Raw genomic sequence first — 22,303 nt, 5'->3', positions numbered from 1 at the left:
TTCGACGCCCTGTCGCCCTCAGGACAGGTTCACGCCTGCGTGCGCCGCACGCACTCCGTGACGACCGCGCCGAGGCTGCCCGTCCGGTCGAGCAGGTCACGCTGCACACGGGCGCCCGTGCCGTGCTCGAACAGGCCCGCCGCGGACTTGCGCGCCATCCCGAGGTCGCCGTTCGCGTCGAGGGCGCCCTGGGCGTGGTCGAGCAGCGCCGCCACCACCTCCTCCGCGGGGGCGGGCCGCATCGTCACCGGGTGCAGCAGGGGGCCCTCCAGGCCGGAGCGCGCGGCACGCCACGCCGCGAGCCGCAGCACACTGACGCCGTGCCCGAGCGGCGGCGTCCCCGCGCGCCACTCCGCTACGGCCGTGTCCACCAACGCCCGCGCGAGCGCGGCGACGAGGACGGTGGTGCCGGCCTCCAGGCAGACGTCCGCGACACGGATCTCCACGGTGGGGTAGCGGTGGGAGAGGCGGGCGTCGAAGTACACCATGCCCTCGTCCCGCAGGACGCCGGTGGCGATCATCGTCTCCACCTGCTCGTCGTAGCGCTCCGCGGAGCCGAAGATCTCCGCGGGGCCCGCCATGGGCCAGCGCCCCCACACCCTGCTGCGGTAACTGGCGTACTTGCTGTCCCTGCCCTGCCAGAAGGGCGAGTTGCAACTGAGCGCGACCAGGACCGCGAGCCAGGAACGGATCCGGTCGACGACCGCCACACCCTCCTCCCGTGACTCGACCGCCACGTGCACATGGCAGCCGCACGTGAGCTGCTCCCGGGTGGTGAGGCCGAACTGCTGCTCCATCCACGCGAAGCGCGGCCCCACGTTCACCGCCGGACTCGCCGGCAGGGGGGAGGTGGCGAGAGCGGCGACGGCGCCGCCCACGTCGTCGGCGTGCCGGGCGGCGTCGGCACGCCACCGCCGGATCTCGTCCGCGAGGTCGCCCATGTCGGTGTGCGGCTGGGTCGCGAACTCGATCTGCTGCCGGTGCAGCTCCTTCTCGAAGGCCTCGTCCTCGGGGTCGCGGTAGTCCGTGGACCGGCCGGGGCGGCCGTCCGTCCCGGGGACTTCCCCGCCGTCGGCTCCGCTGCTCGCTGTTCCCGCTGCGGCGTCCTCCGCGCTGTCCTTGGCCGCGCGGGCGATGACCGCGGAGGAGAGGGCCCGCGGCTCCCCGCTCTGCCGGTCGAACAGGAGGAGTTCCTCTTCCACTCCCACGGTACGCATCCGCCACCGCCTCTCTTCACCCTGCCTCTTCGGCCGGTTCGGGCATCCGCCCAGGTGCACGTGTACCCCACGTGGCGTAGGCATTCCGGCAGCACATGCGGGTCAGGCAGGGCGCACGGCGACCGCGTCGACCTCGAAGAGCATCCCCGGCAGGGCGAGGGACGCCACGCCGCTCAGGGTCTGCGCCGGCAGCCGGTCGCCGAAGCGGGCGTGCAGGGCCTTGCCGAGGACCGCCAGCTTGTCGACGTCGTGCGCCACGATGTACGTGCCGAGCCGGACCACGTGCTCGAAGCCGAGGCCCACCGCCGCCAGGGCGGCCCCGAGCCGGTCGAAGGCCAGGTCGACCTGCGCGGCGAAGTCGCCAGGCACCGGGGCGCCGGTGGCGTCCGAAGCGTACTGGCCGCCGATGAAGACGAGTTCCCCGGGGGCCGAGACGGCATGGCTGTAGCCGAACGGCGTGGGGTCGTGCAGGGTTTCGGGGTTGGTGATCGTACGCCCGTCGCGCGTCATGGCCGGGGCCCTTTCCGTGGAGGTCGGCCGCCGTGCCGGTCCTGCCCGGGACGGCGTGTCCGGGGCGCCGGGTCCGGCTCCCCGCTCCCTGCAACCCGGCCACGTCATGATCCATTCCGACGCCCGCGGACGAGCCGTCATGTCTGCGTCCGGAACCGCCATGCCTTCGACGGCGACGGCGACGGCGACGGCGGCGGGCACGGCAACGGCCATGCCCGCGTCCGAAACCGCCGCGCCCGCGTCCGGAACCGCCGCGCCCGCGTCCGGAACCGCCACGCCCCCACGAGGTCCGGTGGCCCCCTGCGCGGAATCGCCACCGCCTCTGGCGCGGTTCAGCCCCTACCTGAACGACCACTGTCTGCGACCATGCAATCACCATGGCATCCCCACCTCCTGACGAGGCATCGTCGAACCACCTCCTCGCCCCCGCCGGCGGCACCGCACCATCGAGCAGAAGCTCCGACCCGGCGCGCGGTCGTGCCCCGCTCACCGTGGGCATCGAGGAGGAACTCCTCCTGGTCGACCCCGTGTCCAGGGCCGTGAGCCCGCGGGGACCGGAGGTGGCGCGCAGCGTCGCCGGTGAACTCGGCGGCCGGGTCGGCACCGAACTGACCCGCTATCAGGTGGAGTTGCGGACCGATCCGCACACCGGCCTGGCGGCGGCGGGCGAGCAGATCCGCGCTTCGCGGGCGGCCCTCGTGCGCGCGGCCGCCCGCCACGGCCTGCGCGTCGCCTCCTCCGGGACGCCTGTATTCGGCCAGGCGTCGCCGCTCCCGGTCACGCCGGGCCCGCGCTACGCACGCAGCGTCGCCACCTTCCGCGCCCTGGACGACGAGCAGAGCACCTGCGCCTGCCACATCCACGTCGGCCTCCCCGACCCCCGGGACGCGGTGCAGGTGAGCAACCATCTGCGACCCTGGCTGCCGACGCTGACCGCGCTCGCCGCGAACTCGCCGTACTGGGCGGGGCAGGACACGGGGTACGACAGTTGGCGCGCCACGTGCTGGGGGCGGTGGCCGGTGGCCGGTCCGCCGCCCTACTTCGAGTCGCCCGCCCACTTCGACGAACTCGTGCACGGTCTTGTCGAGGCCGGGGCGGTCATGGACCGCTCCGGCCTGTACTGGGACATCCGCCCCTCCCACCACGTCCCCACCCTGGAGGTGCGCGTCGCCGACGCGGCCCTCACCGCCGGGGACACCGTCCTGCTCGCGGCCCTCGTCCGCGCCCTGACCACCGCGGCCCTGCACGCGGTGCGGACCGGCGAACCCGCACCGCGCCCGGCCCCCGAGATGCTGCGCGCCGCCTGTTGGCGCGCGGCCCGCGACGGCCTGACCGGCGACGGCATCGACCCGGTCACCGGTGGCCTGGTGCCCCAGACCGAACTGGTGGAGCGGCTCCTGGCCCGGGTCGCCCCGGCGCTGCGCCGCCACGGGGACCTCGATCTGACGCGGGAGCAGTGGGCGCGTCTGCGTGCCGAGGGGAACGGGGCCGAACGTCAGCGCGCCGCGTTCCGGCGCCGCTCCAGCCTCCACGACGTCGTCGACTACGTGGTCTCGGTGACGAGCCCCGGCTGAGCCTGAGGGGCGCGGGGTGCGGGGCGCGCGGGACAGAGGGCGCGGGACGCGGCACGCGGTACGCCCGACGGGGAACGCGGCATGGCGGGCGCTCGATGCCGGACGCGTTACGGCGGGCACCCGATGCCGGACGCGGCACGCCCGACGCCCGATGTTGGACGCCCACCGCCCACCGCAGTCGCAGAAGCGGCGCCAGGCGGCCCCTGGCCCTCTTCCTTCGCCCCACTGGACGCACGAACACCGTACGCAGCAGCCGTACGCTGGCCGACTTGCGCACGCTGTGCGGATTCCGTACGGTGTTCCAAGAAGACGCACACTGTTCGGATCGGTCGCACCCGGCTCGCCGAACGGGAGGGAAGAGGAGCCCCGATGGAACGTCACGCACGACCCTCCCGTGACCTGGCGTGGGGCTCGGCCGTCCCGGCCCCCGCGGAGTTCGGGGCCGCGCCCGCCAGGCCTGCCGCCGGGAACCCGCCGGGGCCGCTCACCGCGTTCGCGCGCTTCGTGTTCTGCGGCGGCGGCATCGGCCTCGCGTCCAGCTTCGCGGTGGTGCTGCTCGCGGACTGGATGCCGTGGGCGGCGGCGAACGCGGTGATCACGGTCGTGTCGACGATCCTCGCCTCCGAACTGCACGCGCGCTTCACCTTCGGCAAGGGCGGCCGGTGCGGGCTGCGCGGCCACCTCCAGTCCGCGGGCACGGCAGCGGCCGCCTACGTGGTCACGACCGCCGCGATGATCGCCCTGCACGCGGTGCAGAGCGCGCCCGGCGCGGTGTACGAGCAGATCGTCTACCTCTCCGCGTCGGCACTCGCCGGGGTGGCCCGCTTCGTGGTCCTGCGCCTCTTCGTCTTCTCCGGCGACCGGCGGAGGCTGGCCCTCGGCGCACCGGCGCCCCGCCTCGGCAAGGCGGTGCACTCCGGCGTCACCGTGGAGGTCACCTTCGACGTGACGGAGCAGGGCGTGAAGTGGTCCTACGCCTGGGAGACCGGCCAGGGCGCCGCGCGCAGGTCCGGCTCGGGCTCGGGCCGGGTCAAGGGGCGGTCGTACGGCTGGAAGCCGGGGACGTACGCGGCGCTCGCAGGCTGACGGCGCACCATCTCGGTGATCCACGTGGGCGCCGAGACGGTCAGGTGTGAAGCGGCGCAAATATCCGTACAACCGTTCCAGTACGTCGGAGGTCTTGGAGGCGTCTTTCTGATCGAATCACCGATTCCTAGGGGGAAGCGGACGTGCGACGCCACATCCGTCACGCCATCGCGATCGCCGCGGCGGCCACCACGCTCACCGGAGGCCTGCTGGTCTCCACCGGCAGCCAGGCCGAGGCCGCCGCGGGCCCCGCGCCCACCCGGTACGCCGACGACTTCAACGGCGACGGCTACCACGACCTGGCCATCGGCTCCCCGGACGCCGGGGTGAAGGTCACCGGGACGGACGGGGCCACCACGACGCTCACCGGCGCGGGCTACGTCACCGTCTCCTACGGCGGCAAGAACGGCGCGCAGAAGACCGGCCTGAAGGCCCTCAGCCAGAACAGCCCCGGCGTGGGGGGCGAGGCGGTCCAGGGCGGCCGGTTCGGGAAGGTCCTCGCCAGCGGCGACTACAACGCGGACGGGTACGCGGACCTCGCCGTGGGCGGGCGGGAACAGGTCAGCCTGCTCTGGGGCAGCCGTACCGGCCTCAAGGGCGGCACCTCGGTGGCCGACCCCTACGACTGGCCCGGCTTCGGCTCGGTCCTGAAGGCCGGTGACTTCACTGGCGACGGGAAGACCGACCTGGTCGTCGGCTACGGCACCGTGCTCCGCCTCTTCAAGGGCCCCTTCAAGGCGGACGGCACGCCCGTCTCGACACAGGAGGTGGACACCGGCCGCAACTACCCCGTCTACGGCGAGGGGGCGCAGGACCGGATCGCGGTGGGCCGCGTCAACAAGGGGTCCATCGACGACCTGGTCGTCCTCGGCGAGGAGCGCATGCGGGGCCGGGTGCTCCTCGGCGGGGCGTCCGGCCTTCGCCTGACCCCGGTCACCATCCGGGGCGGCAACAGCGTGACGGTCGCGGACTTCGACAAGGACGGCTACGGCGACGTCGCGGTGGGCGACGCGGCGTCCACGCTGGACACCGAGACCGGCGCGGGCGTGGTGCGGATCAACTACGGCTCGTCCAACGGCGTGGACGAGAACCGCAGCATGCGGATGTTCACCGAGGACACCCCCGGCGTCCCGGGCGGCGTGCAGAAGGGCGACCGCTTCGGTGCCGCCGTCGCCGCGGCCGACCTCAACCGGGACGGCTACGCCGACCTGGTCGTCGGCGCCCCCGGCGAGCGCAAGTCCACCTGCGAGCACTGCTACATCACCGGCGGCGGCCTCTACGTGCTCAAGGGCTCATCCCGCGGCGTCACCGGCACCGGCTCCACCTTCTACGCCTACAACGCCCCCGGCCTGCCCCGCCCCACCGGCACATACCGCATCCCCACGCAGCTCAAGACCACCGACCTGAACAAGGACAAGCAGCCCGAGATCACCATCCCGGTCCGCTCGACCACGCCGGAGGTCTGGTCGGTCGGCACGAAGAGCGGCAAGGTCGCCGGGTCCTCGCCCACCCGAGTCGTGAAGGCACCGGTCGACCCGCAGGTCACCCCCGGCAACGAGTTCGGCGTGCTGGCCCGCTGACAGACCCCGTACGAAGCTGAACCAACCCCCCCCGGGGGGTCGGCGCGCCGCTGCGGCACGACGATCCCCGGGGCTGGTGGAAGCGTGCGGACGATGCCCCAACTTCCCTGCGCCCCGGGCGAGTTGACGGGATTGACGGCCGCCGCTCGGGGCCCGATACTCGGTTCCGAGTAGTAGGGGGCGATTACTTGATGACGAGTCGTCGAGGCAGAGTGTCGAACCCGCTGGGCCTCGCAGTCCTGGGCCTGCTGATGGAGTGCCCGATGCACCCCCACGCCATGGCCGCCCACCTGCGGGAACGCGGTATGGACCGCGTCTTCAAACTGACCACGGGCTCGCTGTACGACGTGGTCCGTGCCCTGGAACGCGCCGAGTGGATCGAGGCCCGGGAGACCCTGCGCGTCGGCGCTCGCCCGCAGCGGACCGTCTACCAGCACACGGCACTCGGACGCGCGGAGTTCGTGAGCTGGGTGGATGAGCTGATTCGCGTCCCGGCCGCCGACGAGTACCCGAAGTTCCTCTCCGCCGCCAGCTACTTGGGCGCGCTCGACCCGCACGTCGCCGTGGCGGCGCTGCGGGAGCGGACCGGCCGGCTGCGCACGCTGCTGGCAGAAATCCGCGCCGCGCACCGTGCCGTACTGGCCGCGGATGAGGTGCCGCGACTGTTCGGGGTGGAGACCGAGTACGCGGTGCGGATGTACGAAGCCGAGCTCGGCTGGATCAGGGAGATCGTCGCCGACATCGAGGAAGGCCGCCTGACCTGGCCGGAATCGGGGTCCGGGCCCGCCGGTCCGGGTTGGATCCACGACAAAGACGCAGACGCAGACGCAGACACAGAAACAGACATAGACACAGAAACAGGCACAGAAACAGACACGGACGGGGACGGAGACCAAGGCGGAGACCCGGGGGAGGGCTGATGCAGGTCGTGGTGGCCGGTGCCGGGCCGGTCGGGTTGATGGTGGCCGCCGAACTGGCCCTGGCGGGCGTCGAGGTGAAGGTGGTGGACCGGTCGCCGCACCGTTCGCCGGTGTGCCGGGGGTTCACCCTCAACGCACGCAGTCTCGAACTCCTGGACCGACGCGGCCTCGCGGACCGTTTCCTGGCTGAAGGCCCGACGGTGCCCTACGCGATGTTCGCCGACCCGGATCGGCCGCTGGACCTGACCGCGATGGACACCGATCACCCCTGTCTGCTCGGCATCGCGCAGACCCGCGTCGAAGAACTCCTTGAGGAGCGGCTGGCCGCACTGGGTGTGCCCGTGGCCTGGGGGCACGAGGTCGTCGGCCTCGTCCAGGACGGCGACGGGGTGGACGTGGCCGTGCGGAGCGGCGGCCGTCGTACGAAATGGCGGGCGCAGTACCTCGTGGGCTGCGACGGCAGCCGCAGCACCGTCCGCAAACACGCCGGAATCGGCTTCCCCGGCACGGAGGCGACCGCGTTCGGCCTCCTGGCGGACGTGGAACTGGCCGACCCGGCCACCTTGCTGCCCGGCCGCAGCGAGGGCGAGCGGGGCTCGGTGTTCGTCATCCCGCGGCCCGGTCACGTACGCATCGTGCTCGACGAGCCGACACCGCCCCCGGACCGCGACCAGCCGGTGCGACTGGACTACTTCCAGCACCTGTTGAACCAGGCACTCGGCCGCCCCGTGGCCCTGCGCGAGCCGCGCTGGCTCACCAGGTTCTCCGACGCCGCCCGGCAGGCCGACCACTATGTCGTCGGCCGGGTCATGCTGGCCGGCGACGCCGCGCACATCCACCCTCCCGCAGGGGCCGTGGGGGTGAACGCGGCGCTGGCGGACGCCGTCAACCTCGGCTGGAAACTGGCGGCGACCGTACGCGGACACGCACCGGAGGGTCTGCTCGCCAGCTACCACCAGGAACGCCACCCGGCCGGGGCACGGGTGCTGCGCACCACCCGTGCGCAGACGCTGCTCGCCCGCCGCGATCCCCGGCTCGCCCCGCCACGGGACCTGTTCACCGAACTCATCGGCCTGGCACCGGTCGGCACCTACCTGACCGAGCTGATCACCGGCCTGGACACCCGGTACGACCCGAAGGTCCCCGGCACCCACCCCTGGCTGGGCAGGCTCACCCCGAACCTGGAGCTGACCATCGGCGACGAGCACACCAGCATCGCCGAACTGCTCACCCCCGGCCGTCCCGTCCTCCTCCACCACGGCTCCCACACCCTGCCCGAGGGCTGGGCGAACAACGTGGACACCTACCGCGTCCACTGCCCCGCCCACCCCGAACTCCAAGGACTGCTGATCCGCCCCGACGGGCACACCGCATGGATCTCCACCACGCCGGACCCGCAATCAACGGTCACCCTTGCCACTGCCCTTGCCACCTGGTTCGGCCCCCCGGACCAGGGAGCCGCTGATAGGCGGCGCTGAGCGCGGTGTCGACATCGCGGGTGCCGGTGGACACGCACAGGGTGTAAGCGGCGTCGTCCATGCGCCGACGGGCTTGGTCGGTGCCCGTTTCGGCGTGCAGGGTGCGCAGCGTCTCGTACTGCTCGACCAGGTCCTTCAACACGGCCGGGTGTGCCATGAGCATGGATGCCTCCTTGGTGCCTACTGGTTCACGCGGGTGTCTCCCGCCCCAGGGGCCCCGGGACCAGCTCGCCCTCTCCCGCATCCCCCATGCCACGTTGACCAGCAGGACTCGCATACGGCTCGCGCTCAACCGGATCCCCGTACCCGACGCGGGAGGCAGGAGCGGGCCAACCTTTCAGCATGTGGAACGGTAGGGCGTGTCGGGCAGGTACGCCCTCCATTCCTTGCGCGGAAGTCCCGCGCCCGCTCGGCCGCCCAGGCGTGCAGGCGTGCAGGCGAGGCCAGCCGGAGATGAGCGCCTCGTGGGCGAGTTCCACGGTGTCCTCGTCCATGGTGATCAAGCGGGCCCGCACCAAGCGGTCCGTGACCTGACCGACCTCGTCCGAGCCCTCGACCAGGTCGAGCTCGGAACGGAGAACGGGGCGGCGGGTGTCCTGAGAACCGTCGCCCGGTGAGATGAGGCGGAGCAGCAACGTCCGGGCCAGATCCGCCTGCGCAGCGGTGAGCTGTGTGTAGAGGGTCTCGGCGGTCTGGGCGATCGCTCCGTGCAGGCCGCCTGCCGCCTCGTAGGCCTTCTTCGTCAGGGCTCGTCCACGGCTGCGGCGCCAGGTTTCCAGAAGCACGTGTGACAACAGTGGCAGCCCGCCCGGCTCATCCTTGCTTTCGCTGATCAACTGCGCGGTCAGGTCGCGCTCCACGATCAGCCCGGCCGCCTGGGCCGGTTTGATGATGGCCGCTCGCAGTTCCGCCGGATTCATCGGGCCGACAAGGAGGGTGGCTGCGGTCAGCGCGTCGGCCAGGGCGCGGTGTTCGGCGCAGTGACCGTAGAAGTCGGCCCGCACGGCGATCACGATGCGCAGCCTGCTGGCCGGATCACGGGCTGTGAGCAACTGCTCGATGAATCCGGCACGTTCTTCCGGATCGGCGCACAGGGTGAAGACTTCCTCGAACTGGTCGATGACGACGACGTGTCACCGTCGCCGTCGGCAGGCTCCAAGGCCCGGGTGTGGGTGCTTGACGGGTGAGAGCCCGGGGTGAGGATGCGGATCGCCGCCAAGCTGCCTGTCTTGTTCCGCAGCGCGGGGATCAGCCCAGCACGTAGCAGTGAGGACTTGCCGCTTCCGGAGGGGCCCAGCACCGCTGCGAACCGATGTGTCGCAACCAGGGACCGGACGTCCGCCACCAGGGTGTCGCGCCCGAAGAACCGGTCGTGATCGCCCGGTTCGGACCGTGCCAGGCCTTGGTAGGGCGGTTGCATCGTGGCATCGCGTGGTTCCGCGAGCACGCTCGCCTCGTGGGCTTCCTGCCACCGGCGTTCCCAGTCCGGCTCGGTTCCGCCACAAGCGCGGACGTATGCCAGGGCGACCGCGAGGGAGGGGAGGTGCGTGCCGGCGGCAGCCTGCGAGAGGGACGTCGCCGAGTAGTTTTGCGGTGCGCGCCATCTGACGGTACGTAGGGCTGCCCGCGTCCTGACGTAGTTGCCGTAACGCGTGCGCGAAATTCTGCACTGGTCCCGCGCCCGGGTCCAGAGACGTTTCCGGTCGACCCATCGGATGCGCTCCCCCTGGATGCCGTCACGGCTGCCGCATGCGCGAGCCAGGCTATGAACGGGAACGAAGGCGCGGCAAGAGCCGCTTCTAGCCCACCACTCCCAGAGTCGCCCATCACTCCCTGAGTTGATGAATGCGGCGAAAGGGGCCTGCTCAACAACTCGACAGCCGGTGAACTGCTGTCTGTCGGCGAGCGGATCGCTGGCAGACGCCGAAGGCAAGGCGCAGCAGGAACGCGCATCACATCAGGCAGGCACCGGGTGTCGGCAGATCGAAGCAAGGAGAACCATGCCCATGCAGGAAGCGACGGCAGCTCATTCATCAGGGCCCAGCACGCATGGCGCGAGGCCATGGGCAACCGTGGTCGACAGTGGGTGGGGCAGGTGGTGGATGTGCGCTGAGTCGCGAGGCCGTTCCGGGCCGTGAACACCCGTTGGAACAACTACCACGGCACTCACACACCTCGTACGGCGCAATCGCTGGCAGCCAGCCACCGGAATTCCGTCACCGCTGTCTCTGCCGATGAAGAGTCCGGCCGAAGGTCCGACTGCGCACTTTCGGCGTGGCCACGCGAAGGAGCTGACCACGCCGTTTGGACGGGCGGGACTTACTGTGGGCGCGTCCATCGGGCGGACAGCGCGTAGAAGCCATCTGGTGAGCGCGCTGGTGTTGACTCCCTCTCGTTCCGGCACATCGGTACTTCGGCACACCGGCGCAAAGGAGAGACTTGCGGCTCCTGAACGGTGATCTTGCCTGGATGGGGCGCGCTTCGTACAGCTTCTTCTGCGCGCTTTCGCAAAAACCGACAGGAGAGTGGGTTGGGAACATGACCAGACGTACTGGCTTACGGAAGAGGCTCGCCGTCGCCACCGGGCTGACTGCCTTGGTCGCGGCGGGAACCGTCGCGTTCGGCGCGGCGCCGGCATCGGCGGGGGAGAACTGTGCTTCGGGGTACCACTGCGTCTTCTACCTGGGCATAGACGACTCCGCCCGGCACTCGTACTTCAACACGGACTCCGACTTCCGCAATGACACGTTCAACCAGCTGACCGGACGCGCAGGGGGCGGTCAGACCGTGCACAACAACGTGGTGTCCGTGAGCAACTCCAGCAGCGGCGGCTACGAAAGCCACTACTACACCGGCGTCGGCACCGACTGGGAGGGCTTCATCTTCTGTGTGAACCCCGGTCGCACGGTCGACTACCTGAAGGACGCTCACCAGGACAGGGCGAGCTCACTGAGGGTGCGCGGTACGACATCGGTCGACTGCTACTGATCGGCTGAATCCGGTCCGCCGGAGCGATCCGACGACCACGGCCCGGTGTCACGTACGCAGTGACGCCGGGCCTGACTCAGGGGGGAAAGATGTCGCGACACGCCAGGGCCCTCTCGTTGGCCGTACTCACACTCGTACTGCTGGCCGGAGCGGTCACCTGCATGTCCACCGACCGGGCTGGGGAATCGCGGGAATCGTGGCCGGGTGGGGCGCCGGACACGGAGGCACTGAGCAGACGCCTGCCGTTCCACGACATCCTCTACACGCGGACCGCGGCGGACGAGAGAATCGAGCGTGCTCGGCGGCACCTAACCGCTGCCTGTATGACCAGACTCGGATTCCGCTATACGCCTGCGCCACTCGTGAAGGGGACAGCGGCACGTGCGATTCCCTTCGGCCTCGAATCGCTCACTCCGTCCGACCCGGGCCGAATCATTAAGGAAGCGGAACCCGCCGAGAAGCCGCAGAGCAAGGCCTTCGGACGGGCGCTCTACGGCGACCGTGACCGGCGGATCTCGGTACGGGGGAGACTGTACGAGGTGACCGCGCCGGCTACCGGCTGTCAGGCGCAGGCGGAGACCCGCCTGCTCGGCGACGGACGGAAACGGCACATGCGGCTTCGGCTGCTTCTGGGCGAGGGGGAGAAGGCGTCGCGGGAACAGCTGGCGCAGGACCGTGAGTTCGTCGCCGCGAACGAGCGGTGGCGACAGTGCGTCCGCAAGGACGGGGTCAAGGCGAAGAACCCTGTCCAACTGCTGCAACAGCTGCCTCGGAACGTGGATGTGCGCAAGCATTCCGCCACGCGGGCGGATGTGCGCTGTAAACGCCGAACGGGCTATCTGCCCGTCGCCTACGCCACGCTCGCCGTGGCGCAGCAATCATGGCTGGACAAGCACGCGCATGTCCTCGCCGGCTGGCGGGAACTGCAACGCCGGCAAGATGCCGCTGCCCGTGCGACGGAAGCGGCGCGTGACTGACTGTCCACACCGTTCCGCCAACCTGGGCAGGAGTATCCGTTGCGTGGACGTTCGTGGGGGCCGGCTTGCCGCGGGTGCGGCCATCCTTGGTGGTCATGCCTGCGTCGGCAGGGTGAGGATGTCGGCGCCGTCGTCGGTGATGGCGATGGTGTGCTCGGTGTGTGCCGTCCGGCAGCCCGTCGCGCTGCGCAGCGTCCAGCCGTCGGCGTCGGTGACGAGCTGGGCGGTGTCTGCCATGACCCAGGGCTCCAGCGCGAGCAGCAGTCCCGGGCGCAGCTTGTATCCGCGGCCGGGTCGGCCGTTGTTCGCGACGTGCGGGTCCTGGTGCATGGTCGAGCCGATGCCGTGACCGCCGAACTCCAGGTTGATGGGGTAGCCGGCTTCGCTGAGTACGGTGCCGATGGCGTGGGAGAGGTCACCGATGCGCGCCCCCGGGCGGGCGGCGGCGATACCCGCGGCGAGCGCGCGTTCGGTCGTCTCGATCATCGCGACGCTCTGTGCGGGCCGGGCCTCGCCCACGAGGAAGCTGATCGCGGCGTCCGCCGCCACTCCGCGCGTGGAGACGGCGAGGTCCAGGGTCAGGAGGTCGCCGTCGGCCAGCGTGTAGTTGTGGGGCCGCCCGTGGAGCACGGCATCGTTGACGGCCGTACAGATGTAGTGGCCGAACGGGCCGCGGCCGAAGGACGGCGCATAGTCGACGTAGCAGGACTGCGCACCCGCATCGGTGATCATTTCCTTGGCCCACTGGTCGATGTCCAGCAGGTTCGTGCCGACCGTGCTGCGCCGCTTCAGCGTGTGCAGGATGTCGCCGACCAGCGCTCCGGTCACCTTCGCCCGGTCGAGCCGGGTGGAGTTCAAGATCTCGATCATGAGGGCCCCTCATCTGGTGCCAATAACTATACCGGTCTAACTGTACCGGTATTAGAATGGGGGCATGGTCAGGTTGCCACTCACCCCCGCCGAGGTCGAACGCGGGCAGCGCCTCGGCGCCCTGCTCCGCAGGGCACGGGGGCACCGCTCGATGCTCGACGTCGCTCTCGCCTCCGGCATCTCGCCGGAGACGCTCCGGAAGATCGAATCCGGCCGTGTGGCCACCCCGGCCTTCCCGACCATCGCGGCGATCGCCGACACGCTCGGGCTCTCCCTCGACGCGGTCTGGACCGAGATCAGCCGGACGGATCATGAGCGCGCTTGCCAGGACCGATCGGTCCTGCCCGTGGCCCGGCACGCGCTGGCCGCCTCGTAGCCCGCCGGGCTGCTGCCAGTCGGTGCTGAGCCGCGATGCGGATCCCTTCTTCGGATCCCGGTGGTCTGTGGATGTCGAGAACGCGACACCGGCTCCGTCCCAGGGACGGCAGCAGCCACCACCGGCCGCGCGGAGAAGAAGGAGAGACCAGCATGGCGATCCAGCGGATGGACAACGTCGGCATCGTCGTCGAGGACATGGATGCCGCGATCGCGTTCTTCGCGGAACTCGGGATGGAACTGGAGGGCAGGGGAGAGGTCGAGGGCCTCTTCGCCGACCAGTGCACCGGGCTCGACGGCGTCCGCTGCGACATCGCGATGATGCGGACCCCGGACGGTCACAGCCGGCTCGAGCTGGCGAAGTACCGCAGCCCCGAAGCGGCCGGCGCCGGGCCGCGCGACCGGCCGCACAACATCGTGGGCACGCACCGCGTCATGTTCGCCGTCGACGACATCAAGGACACCGTTGCCCGCCTGCGCCCGCACGGCGGCGAACTCGTCGGCGAGATCGCCCGGTTCGAGGACAGCTATCTGCTCTGCTACCTCCGCGGTCCGGAGGGCATCATCGTCGGGCTGGCCGAGCAATTGCGCTGAGGAGGCCGGGAGGGCGCCGTTGCCATGGGCGGCGCACCGCCCGTCCCGCGGTGGCGCGGAGCAGGTGAGTACTGCCGGCTGTCCGTCAGGTCAGGGGTGCGCGTACGAAGTGCCGTACCTGAAGCGGCCCGACGAGGTACTCCTCCTCGCCCGGCAGGACCACGGGCTGGTCGCGCCAGTGCTCACCGGCGTAACCGGCCAGGTCCTCCTCGCTGCGCCAACGACTGACGTACAGCAGCGAGTCGGGCGGCGCGAGCAGTACCTCGTGGTCCACGAGGCCCGGATGGCGGGCGGGGAATTCGCGTACCGCGGAGACGATCATTTCGCGGAACGCCTCGAAGCGTTCAGGGCGTACGCGCGCCTCACTCACTCGTATGATCACGGCGATCAGCGTGGCACACGGACGGACGCGGTGTCTCCCTCTCACCGGCCTGACCACCGGCCGACATCGCGCACGGGCACCCGATGCGTGGAAACGGGCTGGGGCGGGAAGGCCACTCTCGTCGACCACCACCCGCGGATCCTCCGCACTCAGCCCCTTGGCCATCAACGGAACGACAGCGAACAGCAACCGGATTGGTGCAGCCACCTCACTCGACGGCGGGGAGAGTCGCCATGCGGACCGGTATCGTCATGACAGCGGGGCCGGGTGTGGAACACCTGGCCGCGCGCGCGGAAGAGCTCGGCTTCGACAGTTTCTGGGTGTACGACTCGCCGATGGTCCACGGCGATCCGTTCGTGAGTCTCGCACTGTGCGCCAAGGCCACCCACCGGATCAGGCTCGGCCTCGGTGTCACCTCACCGGCCCTGCGTTCCGCGCCCGCGGCGGCGGCGGCCATCAGCAGCCTCAACGCCCTCGCCCCAGGGCGCGTCGTCTGCGGGGTCGGCACCGGCAACACGGCGCGCCGCACCCTCGGCATGCGGCCCGCGAGGATCGCGGAGCTGGAGTCGTTCACCAGTGCCCTGCGGGATCTGACCGCGGGCCGCGAGACCGACTACCGCGAGGGGAACCGGTCGAGCCGCGTGCGGTTCCTGCACGTCGGACCGTACGTCGACGTCGAGGCTCCGGTGGAGTTCGTCGTGGCGGCGTTCGGCGTGAAGGCCGCCGCGGTCGCCGGGCGGCTGGGCGCGGGACTGATCTCCTTCGGGCTGCACGACCCCGCGGCCTGGTCCGCCATCGTCCAGGCCCGGCAGGCTGCGGCGCGGGACGCGGAGGCCCGGCGGGCTGCGTCGCGGGAGGCAGAGGCCCGGCGGGCTGCGCCGCGTGAAGGGGAGGCCCCGCGGGCGGATGCGCGGGAAGCGGAGGCCCCGCAGGCGGCGACGCCTGAAGACGGCTCGGGCAGCGCCGGGAGGACCCGCTCGTACCTCATGTCCTCCCTCCACGTTCTCGCCGACGGCGAGGACCGCTACGGCGATCCGGTCAAGGACACGATGGGGCACATCGCGCTGGCCGCACTGATCCTCGGAGCGGAGAACCCCGCCTTCTACGCCGCCCTGCCTCCGGAGGAGGCCGCGGCGGTCGACCGGCTGCTCCAGCTGCGCGGCACCACCCCCACCGATCCCCGGTTCCACCAGGCGCTCTACCGCAACTACCTGGGCCGTCCTTCCCCGGAGGACCGCGAGCTCATCGTGCCCTCCCTGGTGGACAGGTTCGGCCTGGTCGGCACCAGGAGCGAGATCGCCGAGCGGATCGACACCCTGGAGAAGGCGGGGGTCGACGAACTGGTGGTCCAGCCAGTGACGGACGACCCGGAGGCCGAATTGGCCGCGCTCGCACGGCTGCTGGCCTGACACCTGGCATGCGAGACGAAGGCCGGGTGAGAGGCGTCTGCTGGGGCCGGGTGAGGGGCGTCTGCTGGTCTGCTGGAACCTCCTGCGGGCCCGATCGCCCCCCCCCGGGCCCGCGGCGCCGCGGGACGCGACGCGCGCGGAGGGCCCGCGAACGAAGTCGTTCGCGGGCCCCGCGCGAGGCGGTGGATCAGCCGGTCAGCGCACGGTCAGGGCGTAGTCCGCGCTGCCGGTCCTGCCCGCCGTGTCGGTGGCGGTCACGGTGATCTTGTAGGTGCCCGCCTGGTAGGGGGCCATGACGGTCATCCGCGAGGTGCCGCCGGCCGGGACCGACCGCGGGGAGAACGTCGGCGCCGACGGCAGCCCGGTGGCGCTGAGCTTGCTGACGCCCTGCCCGCCGGCCACCGTGACGTCGGCGTTGACATACCGGCCTCCGCTGACGGTGCTCGAAGAGGGCGAGACCGTGGGCCGGGGCCCTTCGGCGCCGCCCGCGTCGCCCACCGTGAGGGTGTAGGTCGCGGACCTGGTGCCGGAGTCGCCCTTGGCGTGGACGGTGACGGTGTGGCTACCGGCAGGCGTCTGTGCCGAGGTCTGGAAGGTGACCTTCGACGTGCCGCCGGACTGGAGGGACGGGGGCTGGAACACCGCGCTCGCACCGGTGGGAAGCCCGGTGGCCGACAGATCGATCCTCTCCGCGCCCGCGTCCCCGGCCTTGCTGGTCAGCGTGGTGGACACATGCTTGCCGGGGGTGACGCGCCCGCTGGACGGGCTCAGCTCCACGGCGAACTTCCCGTCCCCCGGCCGGCCGTCGATCTGCGCCTTGGCCCAGTCGCCCATCTCGTTGGTCAGCCGCGCCATGATGCTGTAGCGGTCGCACTTGCTCGACCCCCACGAGACCACGCCCACCACGACGCCGTCCACGGTGAACGGTCCGCCGCTGTCCCCCGAACAGGTCCCGGTGCGGCCGTCGTCGTAGCCCGCGCAGACCATCACGTCGGGGTTGACCTTGATGTCGAACACCTGGCAGCGACCGGCGTCGTTGACCGGCATCGTGGCCTTGTACAGCACTCCCGAGGAGCCGCCCGCGGCCACCTTGCCGTAGCCGAGTGCCGTCCCCGACCTGCCGGGCTCGGTGAGCGCGGCGTCGGCGGAACCGGCGACCTTCGCCCACTGGCTCTCGGGTACCGGGATGTCGTCCGCGGTGGTGACCACGGCGACGTCGTACCCCTGCCGCCAGCCGTTGGCTCCGGAGTACTTCGGATGTGCCTTGTACGAGGTGACCTCGGTACGGAAACTCTCGTCACCGGGGGAGTTGAGGTCGTCGTCGCCGTACAGGTAGCTCTTGTCGCCGGTCGCGTCGATCATGCAGTGCGCGGCGGTGAGGATCGTGCGCTTGCCGACGACCGAGGCGGTGCAGGAGGCGCCCTGCGGTCCGCCGCCGCCCACCCGCAGGCCGGTGATGACGGACGGGTTCTCCCGGACCGTGGTGCGCTCCCCGCCCACCATCCGGGGGTCGGAGCCGCGGCCCGGACGCAGCTGGTCGGTGGGGGTGGCCGCGGTGGCCGGTGCCGGTACGGGGGCGGGGTCCGCCGCCGCCGGCACGGCGGCCGGTGCGACGGCCACCGCCAGCGCGCAGACCAGGGTTCCTATCAGGTGTCGTGCTCTCATGGTCGATTCCTCGCAGAGGTCGGGGACGGGGGACGGGGGCGGGCGGCGATGGATCAGCCGGCCGCTTCCTCGTCGTCGGCCCTCGTTCCGGAGACCTGCTGCGGGCCGCCGCCGAGGGAGCCGGTGTACAGGAGCTTGTTCGGGGAGCCGGTGCCGGGGCTGGTGACGAGGTTCGGCGTGGCGGCGCCGACGAGTGCGTCCCGCACCTGCTGCGGTGTGGCGCTCCTGTGGGCCTCCAGATACAGGGCCGCCGCCCCGGCGACGTGCGGTGAGGCCATCGAGGTGCCGCTGCCGGTGCGGTAGCGGCCGGTGTGGTCGGCGGAGTGGATGTTGCCGCCCGGTGCGAACAGGTCCAGGCACCTGCCGTAGTTGCCCTTGCGGCTGCCGCCCTTGTCGATCCAGCCGACGGTGATCGCCTCCGGTACCCGGGCCGGGCTGACACCGCAGGCGTCGGTCCCGCTGTTGCCCGCCGAGACCACGACCGTGAAGCCCTTGGCGGTCAGGGCCTTGACCTGCTGGTCGCCCACGCCGACGGTGTCCATGCCGAGGCTCATGTTGACCACTGCCGGGGCCTTGCCGTGGGTGGCGACCCACTCGAGGGCGCTGACGGTGGCCGAGTCGGGCCCGGAGCCGTTGCAGCCCAAGGACCGGACCGCGACGATCCTGGACTTCTTCGCGACGCCCACGGTCCTGCCGGCGATGGTGCCGCTGACGTGGGTGCCGTGCCAGTAGCAGTCACTGGCGTCGGCGTCGTTGTCCACGAAGTCGTAGCCGTACTGTGCCCGGCCCTCGAACTCGCTGTGGTTCTTGTTCACCCCGGAGTCGACGACGTAGGTGGTGAGGGAGTCGGCGGTGTTCGGATAGGTGTACTTCTTGTCGAGGGCGGTGGTGCGCTGGTCGACCTGGTCGAGGCCCCAGGAGGGCGGGTTGGGCTGCTCGCCCGCGGCCCGGGTGGTGCCGTCCTCGTACACCGCCGCCACGGACGGATCGGCCGCCAGCCGGGCGGCCTCCCGCTCATCCGCGCCGCGGACCGCGAATCCGTTGAAGGTGGCCGAGAACGTCCTGGTGACCTCGGCGCCGTAGCGGTCGGCCAGTGCCTCGGCCTGACCGCGGGCGGCCTTGGGGGCGTCGTCCTTCAGCGCGACGACGTACTGCCCGGCGACCGGCCTGTCGGCCTGCACGACGCGGGCCCCGGCCCGGCCGTCGGGGCGCCGGTGGTCGTCGTCGGCGGTGGCCACGCCACCGGTGGTCACGGTACCGATGGTCAGGGCGGCGACACAGCAGGCCGCCGCGAGGGCGTACCGGCTCGCGCTCAGAGATCTGTTCCGCATGACTGCTCCGTCTCCCGCTCGGTGCCCGGCGGAACCGGACCCGAGAAGTGGCCGTCGGGTGGGGGGAAGGGAACGGAGGGCCACTCGGGGGGCAACGATCCGTCCTGCGATCACCCCCGAACAACCGTGGCAACTCCCCGTAGGGGTACGGGATTTATGCGAAGCGCGGGCTTCCGGAAAGCCGCGGCGGTGCCTATCCTCGGGACACCTCAACCACTCGGGACACCCCGACCACGCGGGGCGCCCCGACCACCCGGAACCTCTCGACCACCCGGCACCCTCGCCCCCCCGGGGGGGAACCCCGGGACACCTCAGCCAGCAGTCGACGGCCATGCCGGGCACCTCAGCGGGAGCAGAGCGATGACGCGCGGTACCCAGTCGGCCAGGACCGCCCCCGCCCCTGCCCACGCCTCGGCCACCCCGGCGCGGACCTCCGCACCGCTGCCGCGCACCACCTCACCGGTACTGATCGGCCGCTCCCGCGAACTGGAGACCCTGACCGCCACCGTGGCCGCCGCCCCGTCCGTGGCGTTCGTCGAGGGCGAGGCGGGCGTCGGCAAGACCCGGCTGGTCGCCGAGATGGTCGCCGAGCTGGTCGACGAGCCGGACGACGGCCCGCGCGGCGACCCTCCGTGGACCGCGGTCGCGTACTGCCAGCCGCTGGGCGACCCCTTCCCGTACGGCGTCGTCCTGGAGTGCCTGCGCCTGTGCGCGCAGCAGGTGGAGCGGGTGCGGGGGCGCCTCGGCCCGGTCACCGGGGTGCTGCGCCGCCATCTGCCCGAGCTGGCCGACGCGCTGCCGCCCGCCCCGCCGGGGCCGGGGGACGCCGCCGCCGAACGGCACCAGGTCTTCCGCGCCGTCCGCGACCTGCTGGCGGCACTGGGGCCGACGGTGCTGGTGATCGAGGACGTGCACTGGGCGGACGAGGGCAGCCGCCAGCTGCTGCGCTTCGTGATGACCGATCCGCCGCCCGGCCTGTCGCTGGTCATGACCTACCGTCGCGAGGACCTGCCGGGCGACGCCCCGCTGGGCCGCACGTTCCGCCCGCCGCCGGGCACCACCGGGGTGCATCTGTCGCTCGCGCCCCTCGACGCGGCCGGGGTGCGCGGCCTGGTCGAGGGGATCCTGGGCCGTCCGGTGGAGGCCGGGTTCGCCGAGACGGTGCGGGAGCGCACCGCCGGCATCCCGTTCGTCGTGGAGGAGATCACCTGCGCGCTGCGCGCCCTGCGGGGACGGCTGCGCACCGACGGGACGACGGCGCGCAGGCTCCTGGACGACGTACGGGTGCCCGTACTGCTGCGCGAGGCGATGGCCGAGCGCATGCACGCGCTGCCCGGCGACACCCGTGCCGTTGCCGAGGCGTCGGCGGTGCTCGGCGTGCCGGCCACCGTCGAACTGCTCGGCGCGGTCGCCGGGGCGGACCACGGGCGGGCGCAGGTCGCCACCCTGCTGGAGCGGGCCGTACTGGTGGAGGCGGCCGAGAACGCCTACGGCTTCCGGCACGCGCTCGCACAGCGCGCGGTGTACGACACGCTGCCCGGACCCCGCCGCCAGGAGCTGCACCTGCGTGCCGTCCACGAGCTGGCCCGGCTCACCCCGCGGCCGCTGGTGCGGCTGGCCGCGCACTCCCGGCGGGCGGGACTGACCGAGGACTGGCTCCGCTACAGCGAGGAGGCCGCCGACGCGGCGGTGCGCGCCAACGACACCTCCACCGCGATGGAACTGCTGCGCGCCGCGGTGGCCGAGCCGACGGTCCGGGCCGAGGACGTCAACCGGCTCGCGCTCAAGCTGTGCGAGTGCGCGCTGATCGGCCTGCACCACCGGGAGGTCACCGACCGGATCGAGCAGTTGTCCCGCGATGCCCGGCTCACCGACGAGGTGCGTGCCGAGATGCATCTGTGGCTGGGGCTGCTGCTGATCCGGGAGACCGGCGCCTTGGACCGCGGCCGGGCCGAGATCGAGCTGGCCGTCGAAGCGCTGCACAGCCGGCCCGAACGCCGGCTGCGCGGCATGTCCGTGCTGGCCGTGCCGTGCATGGGCACCGTCCCGTTCACCACCGACCTGATGTGGCTCGAGCGGGTGGAGGCGGCCGTGGACACCCTGGCGCAGGGCTCGCTGCGCACCGCGCTGCTCGCCAACACCCTCTGCGCCCGGACGATCTCCGGCTCACCGGGCGCGGCTGAGCGCCTCCGTCTGCTGCCCTCGGTGTCCGAGGCGGAGGCCGCCGGTGCGTTGCACGACCTGGCCCGGGTGTACTCCAATCTGGCCGACGGCTGTTCCTGGACCGGGCACTACGGGCGGGCCCGGGACTTCCTGCACAGCGGTCTGAGCCTGGCGGGGCGGGCCGGCGCGTCCTACATCGCGGGGACCGCTGAGGCCACCCGCGTGCGCCTCGACTGGTACTCCGGTGCCTGGGACGGCCTCGCGGAACGCGCCGACCGGCTCGCCCGCACCTATGCACACCTGCTGCCGGTCACCAGTGAACTCCACCTGGTCAAGGGCTGGCTGGCCACCGCGCGCGGCGACTGGGACGGCGCCGAGGCGGCCTTCCGGGACACCCGCATGGACCAGCCCGAGTCGGCCGTCGTCCCGGTCGCCGTCGCCGCCACCGGCGGCACGATCGCGCTGCTGCTCCACCGTGACGACACCGCGGCGGCCTGTGCGTACGCCGACCGGGGCGCGGCGCTGCTGCGCCGCAAGGGCCTGTGGGTGTGGGCGGGCGAGGTGGCCTGCCAGGCCGTGGAGGCGTACCTGGCCGCCGGGCGCCGCGACGACGCGCACGCGTTCGCCGACGAACTGGCGGCGGGTATCGCGGGCTTCGACGCCCCGCTGGCGGACGCCGCCCTGACCGCCTGCCGGGCGTGGCTCGCGGATGCCGACGGGGACGGCGCCGCCGGGGCCCGCCTCTTCGAGGACGCGGTCGTCCGCTTCCGGGCCCTCGACCTCCCCTACCGGGCAGCACGGTGCACCGAGTGGGCGGCGACGCGCGCCGCCGACACCGCCACGCTCACCGCTCTGGTGCGCACCTACGAGAAGCTGGACGCGCCCGTGGACGCGGCCCGCTGCCGCCACCTGCTCCGCGGCACCGGCACCGCGACCCCCTCCCGGCGCGGGCGGCGCGGCTACGGCAACGAACTCTCGCCCCGGGAACGCGAGGTGGCGACCTGGCTGGCCGAGGGCCGCACCAACCGCGAGATCGCGCGGACCATGTTCCTGTCCCGCCGTACCGTCGAGGAACACGTGGCCAACGTGCTGCGCAAGCTCGGGGCGGCCTCGCGCCAGGAGGTCCGGCACCGCCTGGGGCACCACCGAGACCAGCCCCGGACGCCCGTTCCACCGTGACGCGG

Annotated in this window: 18 protein-coding genes and 1 pseudogene; 11 read left to right on the top strand and 8 right to left on the bottom strand. The window is 71.9% G+C overall.

Annotated elements, in window-relative coordinates:
* Nucleotides 1-29 precede the first annotated feature (29 nt).
* Both GPA10_RS12505 and GPA10_RS12500 read right to left on the bottom strand, forming a co-directional pair.
* Nucleotides 30-1,217 carry a glutamate--cysteine ligase 2 gene (locus GPA10_RS12505; RefSeq protein ID WP_157165599.1) on the bottom strand — a complete coding sequence of 396 codons (1,188 nt, stop codon included), beginning with the start codon at nucleotides 1,215-1,217 and terminating at the stop codon, nucleotides 30-32.
* Nucleotides 1,218-1,319: 102 nt separating this feature from the next.
* A complete protein-coding gene (locus GPA10_RS12500; RefSeq protein ID WP_157165775.1) occupies nucleotides 1,320-1,727 on the bottom strand; it encodes a RidA family protein in 408 nt (135 codons plus the stop codon).
* Between the two features lie 377 nt (nucleotides 1,728-2,104).
* Here GPA10_RS12500 and GPA10_RS12495 point away from each other — a divergent pair, with 377 nt between their 5' ends.
* From GPA10_RS12495 to GPA10_RS12475, 5 genes are all read left to right on the top strand, one after another.
* Nucleotides 2,105-3,301 carry a carboxylate-amine ligase gene (locus GPA10_RS12495; protein ID WP_157165598.1) on the top strand — a complete coding sequence of 399 codons (1,197 nt, stop codon included), beginning with the start codon at nucleotides 2,105-2,107 and terminating at the stop codon, nucleotides 3,299-3,301.
* A 369-nt stretch (nucleotides 3,302-3,670) separates the two neighbouring features.
* On the top strand, nucleotides 3,671-4,387 hold the full coding sequence (locus GPA10_RS44020; protein ID WP_425505724.1) for a GtrA domain-containing protein: 717 nt from the start codon (nucleotides 3,671-3,673) through the stop codon (nucleotides 4,385-4,387).
* 143 nt (nucleotides 4,388-4,530) lie between these two features.
* On the top strand, nucleotides 4,531-5,967 hold the full coding sequence (locus GPA10_RS12485) for an FG-GAP-like repeat-containing protein (RefSeq protein ID WP_157165597.1): 1,437 nt from the start codon (nucleotides 4,531-4,533) through the stop codon (nucleotides 5,965-5,967).
* Nucleotides 5,968-6,158: 191 nt separating this feature from the next.
* Nucleotides 6,159-6,887: a helix-turn-helix transcriptional regulator gene (locus GPA10_RS12480; protein ID WP_157165596.1), complete on the top strand. Its 729-nt coding sequence runs from the start codon at nucleotides 6,159-6,161 to the stop codon at nucleotides 6,885-6,887.
* A complete protein-coding gene (locus GPA10_RS12475) occupies nucleotides 6,887-8,365 on the top strand; it encodes an FAD-dependent monooxygenase (RefSeq protein WP_157165595.1) in 1,479 nt (492 codons plus the stop codon). Before GPA10_RS12480 ends, GPA10_RS12475 begins: the two co-directional genes overlap by 1 nt.
* On the opposite strand, the gene GPA10_RS12470 is transcribed toward GPA10_RS12475, so the two are convergent.
* Entirely contained in the window at nucleotides 8,295-8,528 is a 234-nt protein-coding gene (locus tag GPA10_RS12470) for a DUF5133 domain-containing protein (RefSeq protein WP_157165594.1), read from the bottom strand. The genes GPA10_RS12475 and GPA10_RS12470 overlap by 71 nt on opposite strands.
* Nucleotides 8,529-8,799: 271 nt before the next feature.
* Nucleotides 8,800-10,077: pseudogene (locus GPA10_RS42380) on the bottom strand (nSTAND1 domain-containing NTPase); the annotation flags it as partial.
* A gap of 826 nt (nucleotides 10,078-10,903) precedes the next feature.
* Between GPA10_RS42380 and GPA10_RS12455 the strand changes: the two are divergent.
* Both GPA10_RS12455 and GPA10_RS12450 read left to right on the top strand, forming a co-directional pair.
* The gene (locus GPA10_RS12455; RefSeq protein ID WP_157165591.1) at nucleotides 10,904-11,353 is read left to right on the top strand and encodes a hypothetical protein; all 450 of its coding nucleotides are present in this window, start codon (nucleotides 10,904-10,906) and stop codon (nucleotides 11,351-11,353) included.
* A 323-nt stretch (nucleotides 11,354-11,676) separates the two neighbouring features.
* Nucleotides 11,677-12,330: a hypothetical protein gene (locus GPA10_RS12450; protein ID WP_157165590.1), complete on the top strand. Its 654-nt coding sequence runs from the start codon at nucleotides 11,677-11,679 to the stop codon at nucleotides 12,328-12,330.
* A 93-nt stretch (nucleotides 12,331-12,423) separates the two neighbouring features.
* Here the strand turns inward: GPA10_RS12450 and map are convergent, their stop codons facing one another.
* On the bottom strand, nucleotides 12,424-13,200 hold the full coding sequence (map, locus tag GPA10_RS12445) for a type I methionyl aminopeptidase (RefSeq protein ID WP_058847833.1): 777 nt from the start codon (nucleotides 13,198-13,200) through the stop codon (nucleotides 12,424-12,426).
* A gap of 64 nt (nucleotides 13,201-13,264) precedes the next feature.
* Between map and GPA10_RS12440 the strand changes: the two genes are divergently transcribed.
* Both GPA10_RS12440 and GPA10_RS12435 read left to right on the top strand, forming a co-directional pair.
* The gene (locus GPA10_RS12440) at nucleotides 13,265-13,576 is read left to right on the top strand and encodes a helix-turn-helix domain-containing protein (RefSeq protein WP_157165589.1); all 312 of its coding nucleotides are present in this window, start codon (nucleotides 13,265-13,267) and stop codon (nucleotides 13,574-13,576) included.
* Nucleotides 13,577-13,728: 152 nt separating this feature from the next.
* Nucleotides 13,729-14,169, top strand: a complete 441-nt coding sequence (locus GPA10_RS12435) for a VOC family protein (protein ID WP_157165588.1) — start codon at nucleotides 13,729-13,731, stop codon at nucleotides 14,167-14,169.
* 85 nt (nucleotides 14,170-14,254) lie between these two features.
* Here the strand turns inward: GPA10_RS12435 and GPA10_RS42375 are convergent, their stop codons facing one another.
* Entirely contained in the window at nucleotides 14,255-14,551 is a 297-nt protein-coding gene (locus GPA10_RS42375) for an antibiotic biosynthesis monooxygenase family protein (protein WP_241844985.1), read from the bottom strand.
* A gap of 233 nt (nucleotides 14,552-14,784) precedes the next feature.
* Between GPA10_RS42375 and GPA10_RS12425 the strand changes: the two genes are divergently transcribed.
* On the top strand, nucleotides 14,785-15,960 hold the full coding sequence (locus GPA10_RS12425) for an LLM class flavin-dependent oxidoreductase (RefSeq protein WP_157165586.1): 1,176 nt from the start codon (nucleotides 14,785-14,787) through the stop codon (nucleotides 15,958-15,960).
* A 195-nt stretch (nucleotides 15,961-16,155) separates the two neighbouring features.
* Here GPA10_RS12425 and GPA10_RS12420 read toward each other — a convergent pair whose 3' ends face one another.
* The gene (locus GPA10_RS12420) at nucleotides 16,156-17,625 is read right to left on the bottom strand and encodes a trypsin-like serine protease (protein WP_157165585.1); all 1,470 of its coding nucleotides are present in this window, start codon (nucleotides 17,623-17,625) and stop codon (nucleotides 16,156-16,158) included.
* A gap of 53 nt (nucleotides 17,626-17,678) precedes the next feature.
* On the bottom strand, nucleotides 17,679-18,956 hold the full coding sequence (locus GPA10_RS12415; protein ID WP_079086320.1) for a S8 family peptidase: 1,278 nt from the start codon (nucleotides 18,954-18,956) through the stop codon (nucleotides 17,679-17,681).
* A gap of 360 nt (nucleotides 18,957-19,316) precedes the next feature.
* Between GPA10_RS12415 and GPA10_RS12410 the strand changes: the two genes are divergently transcribed.
* Nucleotides 19,317-22,298: an ATP-binding protein gene (locus GPA10_RS12410; protein WP_157165584.1), complete on the top strand. Its 2,982-nt coding sequence runs from the start codon at nucleotides 19,317-19,319 to the stop codon at nucleotides 22,296-22,298.
* Nucleotides 22,299-22,303 lie beyond the last annotated feature (5 nt).

Origin of the sequence: Streptomyces typhae, assembly GCF_009755605.1 — a bacterium.
GTDB classification, from domain to species: domain Bacteria; phylum Actinomycetota; class Actinomycetes; order Streptomycetales; family Streptomycetaceae; genus Streptomyces; species Streptomyces typhae.
Note: the sequence above shows the minus strand (reverse complement) of the source record. Positions and strands in the feature narration are given on the sequence as shown.